Source organism: Mesorhizobium sp. M0563, from assembly GCF_040321065.1.
GTDB lineage: Bacteria > Pseudomonadota > Alphaproteobacteria > Rhizobiales > Rhizobiaceae > Mesorhizobium.
In genome coordinates this window covers 1-13,410 of the sequence record NZ_JAMYQV010000001.1, presented here as the reverse complement: position 1 = coordinate 13,410, position 13,410 = coordinate 1, and the positions used below count along the sequence as shown (strand labels likewise).

Annotated in this window: 8 protein-coding genes and 1 pseudogene; 3 read left to right on the top strand and 6 right to left on the bottom strand. The window is 65.1% G+C overall.

Going from position 1 to position 13,410, the window contains the following annotated elements:
* Positions 1 to 2,313, bottom strand: coding sequence for a glucose/quinate/shikimate family membrane-bound PQQ-dependent dehydrogenase (locus tag NKI50_RS00045; RefSeq protein ID WP_023721155.1), 2,313 nt, complete (start codon positions 2,311 to 2,313; stop codon positions 1 to 3).
* A gap of 252 nt (positions 2,314 to 2,565) precedes the next feature.
* Between NKI50_RS00045 and NKI50_RS00040 the strand changes: the two genes are divergently transcribed.
* The gene (locus NKI50_RS00040) at positions 2,566 to 5,250 is read left to right on the top strand and encodes an ATP-dependent helicase (RefSeq protein WP_352639759.1); all 2,685 of its coding nucleotides are present in this window, start codon (positions 2,566 to 2,568) and stop codon (positions 5,248 to 5,250) included.
* Between the two features lie 9 nt (positions 5,251 to 5,259).
* Here NKI50_RS00040 and NKI50_RS00035 read toward each other — a convergent pair whose 3' ends face one another.
* The 5 genes from NKI50_RS00035 to NKI50_RS00015 all read right to left on the bottom strand — a co-directional run bounded on the left by NKI50_RS00035 (position 5,260) and on the right by NKI50_RS00015 (position 10,248).
* Positions 5,260 to 6,309 (bottom strand): ABC transporter permease, encoded by a 1,050-nt coding sequence (locus NKI50_RS00035; protein WP_352589930.1) that lies wholly within the window; start codon positions 6,307 to 6,309, stop codon positions 5,260 to 5,262.
* A complete protein-coding gene (locus tag NKI50_RS00030) occupies positions 6,306 to 7,103 on the bottom strand; it encodes an ATP-binding cassette domain-containing protein (protein WP_352589927.1) in 798 nt (265 codons plus the stop codon). Before NKI50_RS00030 ends, NKI50_RS00035 begins: the two co-directional genes overlap by 4 nt.
* Before the next feature lie 86 nt (positions 7,104 to 7,189).
* The gene (locus NKI50_RS00025; protein ID WP_352589924.1) at positions 7,190 to 8,203 is read right to left on the bottom strand and encodes a substrate-binding domain-containing protein; all 1,014 of its coding nucleotides are present in this window, start codon (positions 8,201 to 8,203) and stop codon (positions 7,190 to 7,192) included.
* 105 nt (positions 8,204 to 8,308) lie between these two features.
* Positions 8,309 to 9,217, bottom strand: a complete 909-nt coding sequence (locus NKI50_RS00020; RefSeq protein ID WP_352589921.1) for a sugar phosphate isomerase/epimerase family protein — start codon at positions 9,215 to 9,217, stop codon at positions 8,309 to 8,311.
* Complete coding sequence (locus NKI50_RS00015) at positions 9,214 to 10,248, bottom strand: Gfo/Idh/MocA family protein (protein WP_352482907.1); 1,035 nt, start codon at positions 10,246 to 10,248, stop codon at positions 9,214 to 9,216. The genes NKI50_RS00020 and NKI50_RS00015 overlap by 4 nt, the downstream gene beginning before the upstream one ends.
* Before the next feature lie 196 nt (positions 10,249 to 10,444).
* On the opposite strand from NKI50_RS00015, the gene NKI50_RS00010 reads away from it, so the two are divergent.
* A complete protein-coding gene (locus NKI50_RS00010; RefSeq protein WP_352589918.1) occupies positions 10,445 to 11,470 on the top strand; it encodes a LacI family DNA-binding transcriptional regulator in 1,026 nt (341 codons plus the stop codon).
* A 318-nt stretch (positions 11,471 to 11,788) separates the two neighbouring features.
* Positions 11,789 to 13,266, top strand: a pseudogene (locus NKI50_RS00005) (esterase-like activity of phytase family protein).
* Positions 13,267 to 13,410 lie beyond the last annotated feature (144 nt).

Below are 13,410 nucleotides of genomic sequence, written 5' to 3'. Positions count from 1 at the left end.
CTATTTCGGCAGCGTATAAGCCATCACATAGTCGCCCGGCTTGGTACCGACCGAGCCGTGGCCGCCGGCAACGATGACGACGAACTGGCGTCCGTCGGCTACCGTGTAGGTCATCGGTGTCGACTGCCCGCCCGCCGGCAGCCGCGCCTGCCAGAGCTGTTTGCCGGTCGTCAGGTCATAGGCGCGCACATAGTCATCGACTGCCGCACCGAGGAAGGCGACGCCGCCGGCAGTGATCATCGGCCCGCCAATGCCGGGCACGCCGACCTTGAACGGCAGCGGCAGCGGCGTCATGTCGTAGACGGTGCCGTTGCGATGCTTGTAGACGATCTTGCCGGTCCGAAGGTCGGCACCCGCCACATAGCCCCAGGGCGGCGCCTGGCAGGGAATGCCGAGCGGCGACAGGAACGGCTTCAATATCACTGCGTAAGGCGCACCGTCATTGCGGTTCAGGCCCTGTTCGCTGCCCTTGGTGTCGCCTGGCGGCGGCACGTCGGCGCGCGGCACCAGCTTGGAGATGAACGCCAGGTATGTCGGCATGCCGAACATCACCTGCCGGACCGGATCGACTGCCACGCCGCCCCAGTTGAAGGTGCCGAAATTGCCGGGGTAGATCAGCGAGCCCTGCAGCGACGGCGGCGTGTAGCGGCCCTCATAGCGCAACTTCCGGAGCTCGATCCGGCAGGCCAGCTGGTCGAACATGGTGATGCCCCACATATCCGCGCCGGTCAGCGGTTTCGGACTGAAGCTGAGATCCGAGACCGGCTGCGTCGGCGAGGTATGGTCGCCTTCGATCGCGCCGCCCGGCGCCGGCACTTCCTTGACCGGAACGATCGGCTCGCCGCTGCGCCGGTCGAGCACATAGAGGTCGCCCTGCTTGGTCGGCCCGACCAGCGCCGGCACCACGCCACTTTCCGTGGTGATGTCGACCAGCGTCGGCTGCGCCGGCACGTCCATGTCCCAGAGATCGTGGTGCACGGTCTGCCGCACCCAGCGCAATTGTCCGCTGTTGAGATCGAGCGCGGTGATCGAAGAGGAGAATTTCTCGTCATTGGCGCTGCGTCCGGCACCGAGTTGGTCCGGCGTCTTGTTGCCGAGCGGCACATAAAGCAGCCCGAGCTTCTCGTCGACGCTCGCCGTCGACCACATGTTGGGTGAGTTGTTGGTGTAGGTCTGGTCCGGCGGCAGCGGCGTCGTCTGGTCCGGATTGCCGGAATCCCAATTCCACAACAGCGCGCCGGTGTCGGCATCGTAGGCACGGATGACCCCGGACGGCTCCTGCGTCGAATAATTGTCGTTGACCGCGCCGCCGACGATGATCTTGTTGGCGACGATCAGCGGCGCCGAGGTCGAATAATAATAGCCCGGCTTCGGATATGGCATGTTGGCGAGCAGGTTCAGCGTGCCGCCTTCGGCGAAAGTCGGGCAGACCTGGCCATTCGCCGCATCGAGCGCGATCAGCCGGGCGTCGGATGTCGGCAGGTAGATGCGTGTGGCGCAGGGCTGGCCAGCGGCGACCTTGGCATCGGCATAATAGGACACGCCGCGGCAGGTCTGGTGCTGGCGGTCCTTGTTGAGCTTGACCTGCGGATCGAAGCGCCAGTTCTCCTTGCCGCTCGCGGCATCGATGGCGATGGCGAAATTATGCGGCGTGCAGATGTAGAGCGTGTCGGCGATTTTTAGCGGCGTCACCTGATAGGTCGTCTCGCCGATGTCGTCGGGCCCTTTCACGTCGCCGGTGCGATAGGTCCAGGCCGGCTGCAGATTGGCAACGTTTTCGGCGGTGATCTGGTCGAGCGGCGAATAACGCTGGCCATATTGCGTGCGACCGTAATAGTGCCATTCGCCAGCCGGCACGTTGCCGCCGAGATCGGCCGTCGGCGTCACCTTGTCGGTGTTGAGTTCACCCGCAATATCCTTTGGATCGGTCGTCATCGAATAGCCGGCGACCGCAAGCGAGGCCAGCACGGCGAGGATCAGCGGCGCGCGTCCGTCGGGACCGGTAAGCCCGCGCCGCGCCCATGGCGTCAACAGCCATAGCGCGACAAGCACGATGATGCCGCCGCGCGGGCCGAGCTCCCACCAGTCGAAGCCGACCTCCCAGACCGCCCAGGCGAGCGTGCCGAGCACGATCGCCGCATAGAGCCACAGCGCCGTGGATCTGCGCCTGTAGAGCAGCCAGGCCGCGACAAGGAAAGCTAGACCGACGATGACATAGTACCAGCTGCCCCCCAGCGTCACGAGCCAGATGCCGCCGCCGCCAACTGCCAGGCCGATGAGGAAAAGGATCAGGGAGGTGATGACCACAGCCAAGACGGTGCTCCTTCGACTGGTGCGCTCCGCGACGCGTCCATGGGCAACCCCGCATTGCGTTCCTGCCCCCACGCAACTTTCTCCGGCCCGCCTCCCCTGTCAAGCAAGCTCGGCGTTTTACGGCGCCGGCCTATCGCAAGCCCGGCGTTTTGGTTAGCGGACCCATTCAGATTGTGAGTCTACCGGCTGGACAGAGAACAAAACGGAGACACTTCTGGCCTTTCGCTGCCGAATCACTACATTCGGGGGGAGATGTCCGGCTTTTCGGAAGACATGCCCTTTTTTGACGAACCGAACGCGCGGCCCGTGGCCCCCTCGGGCATCGCCGCGCGCGCCATGGCTGCCCGCAGCAATCAAAACAACGCGCCCGATTATCTCAACGGCCTCAACCCCGAGCAGCGGCTGGCGGTGGAAACCACCGAAGGCCCGGTGCTGGTGCTGGCCGGCGCCGGCACCGGCAAGACGCGCGTCTTGACCACCCGCATCGCCCACATCCTTGCCACCGGCAAGGCCTTCCCTTCGCAGATCCTCGCCGTCACCTTCACCAACAAGGCGGCGCGCGAGATGAAGCAGCGCATCGGCCTGTTGATCGGCGAAGGCAATGTCGAGGGCATGCCGTGGCTCGGCACCTTCCACTCGATTGGCGTGAAGCTGCTGCGCCGACATGCCGAGCTGGCCGGGCTCAAATCCGACTTCACCATTCTCGACACCGACGATGTCGTGCGGCTGATCAAACAGCTCATCCAGGCGGAAGGGCTGGACGACAAGCGCTGGCCGGCCAAGCAGTTCGCCCAGATGATCGACGGCTGGAAGAACAAGGGCCTCGGTCCCGCCGACATCCCCGAGGGCGATGCCCGTGCCTTCGCCAACGGCAAGGGCCGCGAACTCTACAAGGCCTATCAGGAGCGGCTGCAGACGCTGAATGCCTGTGACTTCGGCGATCTCCTATGTCACCCGATCCGCATCTTCCGCGCCAATCCGGACGTGCTGAAGGAATACCACAAGCGCTTCCGCTACATCCTCGTCGACGAGTACCAGGACACCAACACCGCACAGTACATGTGGCTGCGCCTGCTGGCCCAGCGGCCTCAAGGCAAGCCAATCTCCCCCCTCGCGGGGGAGATTGGGCGCTCTTCGGCCGAAGGCCGCAAGCCCGACCGGGCGTCGGCCGGCCAGGCCGCCCCCGCGGAGGCCAGCGAGCGAAGCTCGCGCGCGGCCGTGAGCGAAAGCAAAGTTAACATCTGCTGCGTCGGCGACGACGACCAGTCGATCTATGGCTGGCGCGGCGCCGAAGTCGACAACATCCTGCGCTTCGACAAGGATTTCCCCGGCGCCACCATCATCCGGCTGGAGCGCAACTACCGCTCGACCGCGCACATCCTCGGCACCGCCTCGCATCTCATCGCCCACAATGAGGGCCGCTTCGGCAAGACGCTGTTTACCGAGAAGATCGCCGAGGACGACGAGAAGGTGCATGTCCACGCCGCCTGGGATTCCGAGGAGGAGGCCCGCGCCGTCGGCGAGACCATCGAGGCCTACCAGCGCCAGAAGCACAATTTGAACGATATGGCGATTCTCGTCCGCGCGTCTTTCCAGATGCGCGAATTCGAGGACCGCTTCGTCACGCTCGGCCTCAACTACCGCGTCATCGGCGGCCCGCGCTTCTATGAGCGGCTCGAGATCCGCGACGCGCTGGCCTTCTTCCGCGTCGTCGCGCAAGGCGCCGACGACCTCGCTTTCGAGCGCATCGTCAACGTGCCGAAGCGCGGGCTTGGCGAGGCCACCATCCGCCAGATCCATGATACCGCCCGCGCCCTTCGCATCCCGATGCTGGAGGCGGCGGCAAAACTCGCCGAGAGCGACGAGCTGAAGCCGAAGCCGCGCGCCGCACTTCGCGAGGTCGCCGCCAATTTCGAACGCTGGCAGAAGGCTCTGGAAACCACCCCGCATACCGAGCTCGCCGAGACCATTTTGGAGGAGAGCGGCTACACCGACATGTGGAAGAACGACCGCTCGGTGGAAGCGCCCGGCCGGCTCGAGAACTTGAAAGAACTGATCCGCTCCATGGAGGAGTACGAATCGCTGCGCTCCTTCCTCGAACATGTCGCACTCGTCATGGACGCCGAGCAGAACGCCGAGCTCGACGCCGTCAACATCATGACGCTGCATTCGGCCAAGGGCCTCGAATTCGAGACCGTCTTTCTGCCTGGCTGGGAGGAGGGCCTGTTCCCGCATCAGCGCGCACTCGACGAGGGCGGCCGCTCCGGCCTGGAGGAAGAGCGCCGCCTTGCCTATGTCGGGCTGACCCGCGCCAAGAAGAACCTGCATTTGTGGTTCGTCTCCAACCGCCGCATCCATGGCCTCTGGCAATCGACTATCCCGTCGCGCTTTCTCGACGAACTGCCGGAAGCCCATGTCGAGGTCGCCGAAAGCGGCAACTCCTATGGCGGTTACGGCAACGCCTATGGCGGTGGTTCTTTCGCCTCCGGTCGTGGTGGCCAAGGGGCAGGAAGACAGAACCCCTACGGGGCGTCGCGCTTCGACAACATTGGCGGCAATTCCGGCGCCGAGAAATCCGGCGCTTTCTCCAACACCTATGCGACGCCGGGCTGGCAGCGCGCTCAAGCGAACCGCACCGAGGCGACCGACCGCAATTGGGGCACGCGCTCCGGTCACCAGGTCGAGCGCATCGGCTATGGCGAAACCGACTCGGGCTACGGTGCCGGCCGCACCTCGATCAAGGGCCGCACCATCGACGGCGAGCTGGTCGCCAAATCCGTCGCCGACACGCCCTCCCCCTTCAGCGTTGGCGACCGCGTCTTCCACCAGAAATTCGGCAACGGCAACATCTCGGCCATCGAAGGCAACAAGCTGACCATCGACTTCGACAAGGCCGGCCAGAAACGCGTGCTGGACGGGTTTGTCACGGGGGTTTGAGGCCGCCGGTCACCGATACCGCGCTTGGTTCCACTTATGGCCGAGCAGCGACAGGATAATGATCAGCCCGTTGAAGAACTGGACGTAGAAGCCGCTCAGTCCCGCCGCGACGACGCCGGTCTGGATGAAGGACACCGTAACCGCGCCGATCGCGCCGCCGACGACGGTGCCGATGCCGCCCCAGGTCGGCGTGCCTCCGACGAACACCGATGCCAGCACCGGCAGCAGGTATCCGTCGCCCGCCGTCGGCCACCAGGTGAAGTTGATCATTACCGAGAACGTGCCGGCGATCGCCGCGCCGATACCGACGAAGACGAACACTTTCACCCTGACGCGCTTGACATCGATGCCCATCTGCTGGGCGCTGTCGGGATTGTCGCCGACCACCTTGACCTGGGCACCGAAGCGATGGCGGTTGTAGAGCAGCGCCGACAGCACGACGAAGGCGATGGCCCAGAATATCTGCACCGGGATGCCGTAAAGCTGGCTGGAGAAGATCTTGTAGGCCCAGCTGTCGGCAAGGCCGGTCAGCGCGGTCGACCTGCCCTCGTTGATGATCTGGATCAGGCCGCGCAGCAGGAAATTCATGCCGAGCGTGGCGATCAGCGACGACAGCCCGCCATAGACGACCAGCGAGCCGACCAGGAAGCCGAGCAGCATGCCGGTGACGATTGCGGCGGCGATGCCGAGGAACGGGTCGTAGCCGGCCTGCACGACCAGCGCGAACACCCATGAGGCAAAGCCCATCGTCGCCGGAAACGACAGGTCGATCTCGCCACAGGTGACGACGAAGACCAGCGGCACCACCACGAACAACGCCACCGGCAGCGTGGTCAGCACGGAACTGTAAAGATACCAGGTGGTGAAGACCGTCGGATTAGCGATCATGAACACCGCCATCATAACGATGAACACGGCCAACGTGCCGAGTGCGGCGCGGTTGTCGAGGATGAACCCGCGCAGCCAATTGTCGGACGGGTGTCTCCACTCTTTCCCGGCGGTTTCGCCATGCGTGGTGCCGAGGGGGCTCTGCAGATCGGGTTCCATGGTCTTGCTCATCGTGCCGCCCTCTCCGTATCGCCCGCGTCGTGCAATCCCGGCAATCCGCTGGGGTGGGCGACGTCTTCCATGAAATTGATCAGATCCTCGGCCGACTTGACCTCGCTCCGGTCGGCGGTGAGCGCGACCTTTCCGCGGTCCAGCACCACGAAGCGATCGGCGATGTCGAAGACGTGGTGGATGTTGTGGCCGATGAACAGGATCGAGCGTCCGCTCGCCCGCACCTGGCGCACGAAGTGGAAGACCTTGGCGGTCTCGGTCAGCGATAGCGCGGTCGTCGGTTCGTCGAGGACTATCAGCTCCGCCTTCTTATAGATGGCCCGCGCGATCGCCACGCCCTGGCGTTCGCCGCCCGAGAGCTGGCCGACGATCGACTGTGGCGTGAACACTTTCGAGGTGAAGCCGATCTCGCGCATCAGCCGGCTCGCCTCCGCGATCTCCTTGTTGACCTTCAGCCAGCCAAGCCAGCCGGTGAGTTCGCGGCCCATGAAGATATTGCGCACGATCGTCTGCTGCACGGCGAGCGCCCGGTCCTGGAACACCGTTTCGATGCCGGCGTCGCGCGAGCGCGCAGGGTTCCATCCGGTCACCGGCTTGCCGCGGACGAGAATCTCGCCGCTGGTCGGCTTGACCACGCCAGACAGGATCTTGATCAGCGTCGACTTGCCGGCGCCATTATCGCCGATCAGGCCGACCACCTCGCCGCGATCGACGCTAAGATTGACCCCACCCAGCGCATAGACCTGGCCATAGGACTTGCTGATGTCGCGCAGTTCTATGATGCGTTCGGCCATGGCGATCCTCGCTTGATTTTCGCGTGCCGGCCTTTTCGCCGGCGGTCCCGCCGGCCGGGCTCGATCCCGGCCGACGGCTTGGGAGGTCAGCGCAGCGCCTGCTTGGCGAGCTCGGCGACGATCTCGTAATTCTGTGGCGTGACGAAACCGGCGCCGGTGTCGACGTTCATCGGCGCCAGACCCAGCACCACTTGCTGGCAGAGGCTGAGGATCGGCAGATATCCCTGCAGGAACGGCTGCTGGTCGGCCGTCAGTTGCACCCAGCCGCCCTTGAAGCCCTCGACGATCTGCGGGCTGGTGTCGAAGCCGAAGTTGAAGATATCGCCCGGCTTCCTGCCCGCCGCCTGCATGTAAGTCGGTACGTTGCCCAGCATCTGCCCGCCGGGATAGCCAACCGCCTTGACGTCGGGATTGTTGAGCAGTGCCGCGGTGATCACCGGAATGGCCAGATTGGGGTCGGAAGCCCATTCGCCGCTTGGCGGCGAGGAGAGCTGTATGACCTCGACGCCCGCTTCCTTGAGGGCAGCGACAGTGCCGCGCTCGCGCGCGCCGCGGCTCTCGTTTTCGAACGGGCCGATCATGATCGCCTTGTCGCCGGCCTTGAGCCCGGCCAGCTTGACCGCCTCGGCGCCGAGCGCGCGGCCCTGCTGCTCCTGCTGGGCGCCGACATAGCCGCCGCCGAACGCCGCCGTGACCGTCGGCACCGGCACGTTCTGGTACATCATCTTGATACCGTCCTTGTGTGCCTGTTCGGCCAGCGGCATGATCGAAGCGTCGCCGGGGTGGCCCATCATGGCGATGCCTTGGGGCTTGACCGCGACAGCCTCGCGCAACTGCTGCACCATCTTCTCGACATCCCACTGGGAAAAGATGTAGTCGACCTTCGGCCCGAGATCGGCCGCCGCCTGCTTGGCACCATTATAGACGATCGTGCCGAAGGCATCGCCCTCCGCCCCGCCGACGAAGAAACGGATATGGACATCCTTGCACCACTGGGCATCGAGCGCCTGCGCCGGCAAGGTCGAGAGTGCGGCGGCGAGCGCCATCGCGGCCGCCGCGACGGTCGAGCGCAGAACTGTCCTTCTCATCGTAATGCTCATGCACTTATCCTCCCTTTGTTCCCTCGCTAACCGAGGGGTTTCGACGATCGCTTCGGCAAGGCGCCGCAATCTTTCCCTGGCCGGCACCTCCCGCCGGCCGAGTTCTCACACCGGGTTCGGCAGGTAGCTCGCGCCTCCCCGGCATTGTTGGAGATAATCCAGCGCACGCGCCTGGCCGGTGATCTCGAGATCGCCGCGATAGACCGGGTCGTGCCAGCCCTCGATGTCGATGGCGCCCTTGTAGCCGGCCAGCCGCAGCTCGCTGATCACCCTTGTCCAGTCGCTGTCGCCGAAGCCCGGCGTGCGCATCTGGACGAACGGCAGGCGACCGAACACGCCATGTTCGCGGATCACGTCCCAGCGCACCGTCGCGTCCTTGCCATGGACGTGGAAGATGCGCGGCGCCCATTTGCGGATCTGCGGGATCGGATCGATCAGGTAGACCAGCTGGTGGCAGGGCTCCCACTCCAGGCCGAGATTGTCGTCCGGCAACTCGTTGAACATCAACTCCCAGGCGTCCGGATTGTGGGCGATGTTCCAGTCGCCGCTGGCCCAGTTGCCGTCCATGGCGCAGTTCTCGAACGCGATGCGCACGCCCTTGTCGGCGGCGCGCCTGGCCAAGGGTCCCCAGACCTCGCGGAAACGCGGCAGGCTGTCGGGCAGCGGCTTGCCGCGAATGCGGCCGGTAAAGCCGCTGACCATATTGGTGCCGAACAGATGGGCGTTGTCGATGATCGTTTCCCACGCCTGGAGCACGCCGCGATCGATCTCGCCGCTCTCCAGCGGATTGCCGAACACGCCGATCGACGAGACGATGACATCGGCATCGCCGATCGCCTCGCGGATCTCGCCCGCCAGCCGCGGAATGTCCTTGCCGCCCAGCGTCTGCCAGAAGAACGGCTGGATGCTCTCGAAGCCGAGCGGCAGGATCTGCCTGACATAGGCGGCCGGGTCGTCGAGATTGGCCCGCACCATTGTGCCGATCCTGATGTCGAGCAGCGGGTTTGGCATCATGATCCTTCCTGTGCAGCGATGGCGACCCGGCGCCCGGTCTCGGCGCTCTCGATCGCAGCGAAAACCATGGCCAGGCTCTTGATGTTGTCGGCGCCGCGCGTCTCCGGCTCGGTGCCGGTTTCGACGGCGCGGACGAAATCCTGGATGATGCCGAGATGGCCGCCGACGCGATCGGCCGGGTCGAGCGGCGGCACGGCGATCGGTTCGGTGCGGTCGAACAGGCCTTCACGGACCGGCCGCACGACTTCCGCCTTCAGCCCATCCTCGCCGTCCCAGACAATGCTGCCGCGCTCGGCGACAATACGCCATGTACTGTCCCAACTGGTACGGAAGCCGGCCGCGCACCAGCTGCCGGCATAGGTGAACAGCTTGCCGCCGCCGAGGTCGAAGCTTGCGGTTGCCGACGACCCTTGCCGATACCAGGAATTGGCCGGCTCCCACTCCTGGCAATGGACACCGGCCGGCTCGCCGGCCACCATGTAGCGGGCGGCATCGAATGTGTGGATCGCCATATCGAGCAGCAGCACATGGCGCATCTCTTCGCGAAAACCGCCGAAATGCGGCGCAACGAAGAAATCGGCGTGGATGCTGGTCGCAGCACCAATGACGCCGGAAGCGAGAAAGCGCCGGATGCGCCTGACATTGGCGACATAGCGGCGGTTCTGCACGACGGCATGGATGCGCCCGGCGCTGCGGGCGGCCTCGACAATGGCACGCGCATTGCCCGGGCTGTCGGCCAGCGGCTTTTCGGTCAAGAGGTGGCAATGATGGGCAAAGGCGGAAAACGCGACCTCGCGGCGGGCGGCGGGAACCACCACGTCGAATACCGCGTCGGGCCTGGTCTGGTCGAGCACGGCGTCGAGGTCGGTTCCGATGACAGCGCCGGAAAGCTCGTATTCGCGCGCCCTCGCCCGCGCCCTTTCGGCGTCGATATCAACCAGGCCTACAATGGCGAGCCCGTCGATCTGCCTGGCCGCATCGAGCCAGGCCTTGCTCATCGCTCCGCAGCCGACCAGGACGACATTGATCATCCAGTGTTCCTCCCTCTCGGCCCCTCCAGACCGATCCTCACGGCATTCACGGCAGGGCCGTGAATGTTTTTCCGTAAACGTTTACGAGAACACACCCGATGGCGTAGAATGTCAATTGGCCGGTTGCGAAAAATCGTGGTGTCGGCTTGGCCCGGAGAGCAGCCGGTGCTAGCCAAGCAAGGGGGAGAACTGTCCTTTGGCGTCCAGCATTCACGACCTTGCGCGTCACCTGAACATTTCGATCGGCACGGTGTCGCGCGCGCTCAACGGTCGCGCCGACGTCAATGCCGACACACGCCAGCGCGTGCTCGATGCGGCCAAGAAACTGAACTATTCACCGAACCAGTCCGGCCGCAGCCTGCGGCGCGGCGCCACCCATTCGATCGCCTTCATGCTGCAGCCGCATCCGGGCGACCAGGAGTATGGCGAGCCGTTCTTCATTCCATTCCTGACCGGGCTGCAGGCCAAGCTCGCCGAAAGCGGGCTCGACCTGATCGTGGTGATGGGCGCGCCAGGCGACTATCAGCAGGAGCGCCTGCGCCGTGTCGTCGAGACCCGCCGGGCCGATGCCGTGGTGCTGGCCTGGACGCGGCGCGAAGACGAGCGCATCGACTATTTGACCCAGGCCGGTTTCCCGTTCGCGACGCTCGGCCGCAGCCGTTCCGGCGGCGATGCCTACCCCTCGCTCGACCTCGACTTCGAAAAAGCCGGAGCTGACGCCGTCGATCGTCTCGTCGCGCGCGGCCACCGGCGCATCGCCGCCATCCGCCCGTCGCTCGACCTCAATTTCGGCTATCTGTTCCTCGCCGGCTATCGCAAGGCGTTGCGGCGGCACGGCATCGAATTCGACCCCGAGTTGATCGCCGACGGCTTCATCAACGAGGCCGGCGGCTACGCGGTGACACCGAAGGTCATGCGCTCCAAGGACCCGCCGAGCGCCATCATCTTCAACAACGACGCGATGGCGCTTGGCGGCTGCAAGGCTCTGGCCGAGGCGGGAATCAAGCCCGGCCACGACATCGCGGTGATCGTCATCGTCGACACGCCGCTCTGCCGCTATTTTTCGCCGGCGCTGACCGGCTTCCGCCCGGCGCTGGAGCCGATGGGCGAGCGGCTGGCCGAAATGCTGCTGGCATCGATTCCGGCCTTCGCCGGCACCGAAGGCGCTCGCATCATCCGCGAAGTCTGGCCGCTGGAGCTTATCGCGCGCGATAGCGATTGAGCGCGGCACTTCCCTTCTCCCCTTGGGGCCCCTTGGGGAGAAGGTGGCCGAGCCCACGGGTCTTGCCTTCGGCAAGCCAGAGGACAGGCTCAGCTCGGTCGGATGAGGGTGCTCCAGCTCGGCACCGATGCACTCCGTCCAGCACCCCTCTTCCGTCTCGGCGCTGCGCGCCGATCCACCTTCTCCCACAAGGGACGAAGGAACAAGCGCCCTCTGTCACGCAAGTATCATGTTCGCGTCCTAGACCTTTTTCGGAAAGCGCTGGCGGCATGTCGATGCGACGCCTGCTTCGGCAGCTTTGTCTCAAAGAGGATATCCATGAAAAACCTGCACCGAACCGCGCCCCTCGCTGTCGCGCTCGCGATGTTCACCGCCTTGAGTCCGGCCTTGGCAGAAAACGCCGCGACCGTCGGCGGCGCCAACTTCGTCAACAAGGGCCTGGTCGGCGTCGGCCGCATCCCGGCCAGCCAGAAAGACAGGTTCGGCGAGACATTTGGCTCCGGCTCGGGCATGGCGATTGACGCTGCCGGCTGGACGCATGGCGCCGATGGCTACAAGGGCTCGCTATGGCTGCTGCCGGACCGCGGCTACAATGTCGTCGGCACCACCGATTACCGTCCGCGCCTCAACACGATCGCCCTCGAGTTCGCCCCGATCGCGCCGGGTGCAGTGCCAGCCGCCGGCCAGGAACAGTCGGGCCTCAAGGCAACGCTAGCCGACACCATGCTTTTGACCGACGACAAGGGCATCGATGCAACCGGCCTAGATCCGCTCAACGGCGTGCGCGCAGCGACCGACGACATGCCGATCCTGCCCGAAGCCAACGGCAAGCTCGCGCTCGATAACGAGGCGATCGTGCGGCTGCCCGACGGCACCATGTTCATCTCGGACGAATATGGTCCGAACATCTACCACTTCTCCGCCGATGGGCGTCTGATGTCGGCAACGCAGCCACCGGCGGCGCTTGTCCGATGCGTCATGGAACGCCGAACTTCGCGTCCAACAATCCGGGACCTGGCGCGGCAGACCCAGATCCGAAGGATCCCGAAACCGGCCGCCAGAACAACCAGGGCCTCGAAGGCATGGCACTGACGCCCGACGGCAAGTTCCTGATCGCGGTGCTGCAATCGGCCCCCAGGCAGGATGGCGGCGATTCCGCTTCGACGCGCCAGAACACGCGCGCGCTGGTCTACGATGCCTCGGATCCGGCCCAACTCAAGCTTGCGCATGAATATGTTGTGCCGCTGCCGGTGTTCACCGATGCCAAGGGCAAGACCAAGATTGCCGCGCAGAGCGAAATCGTGGCTCTGTCGGACAAGACCTTCCTGATGCTGGCGCGCGACAGCGGCAACGGCCAGGGGGTGAAGGGCGACACCTCGCTCTATCGCGAGATCAGCGTCGTCGATGTGTCGGCGGCAACCGACATCGCCGGCACCGAGTTCGACAAGGACAAGCCGGTTGCGCCCAAAGGTGAGCTCGATCCCTCGGTGACGCCGGCCAAGCTGACGCCGTTCATCGACATCAACGACAAGACCGAGCTCGGCCGCTTCGGGCTGCACAATGGCGCGCCCAATGACCGCAACAACCTTTCGGAGAAGTGGGAGGCGATGTCGGTGGTGAGCGTCCTCGATCCAACACGGCCCGACGACTATTTCCTGTTCGTCGCCAACGACAATGACTTTCTCACCCAGGACGGCTTCCAGGTCGGCGCGGCCTACAAGGCCGAAGATGGCGCCGATGTCGACACGATGTTCCTGGTCTATCAGGTCACGCTTCCAGGCCTCGCCGGGAAGTAGCGACACCCCCAGGCAGGGGGGGGGGCCCCCCCCCCCCCCCCCCCCCGGGGCCCGACCCCGGCCGGGGCGCGCCGGGGGGGGCGGGGCCGCCCCCCCAGCTTTTGTTGTGTGTGTGGGTTTTAGAAAAAAAAAAGCGGGCCCCGA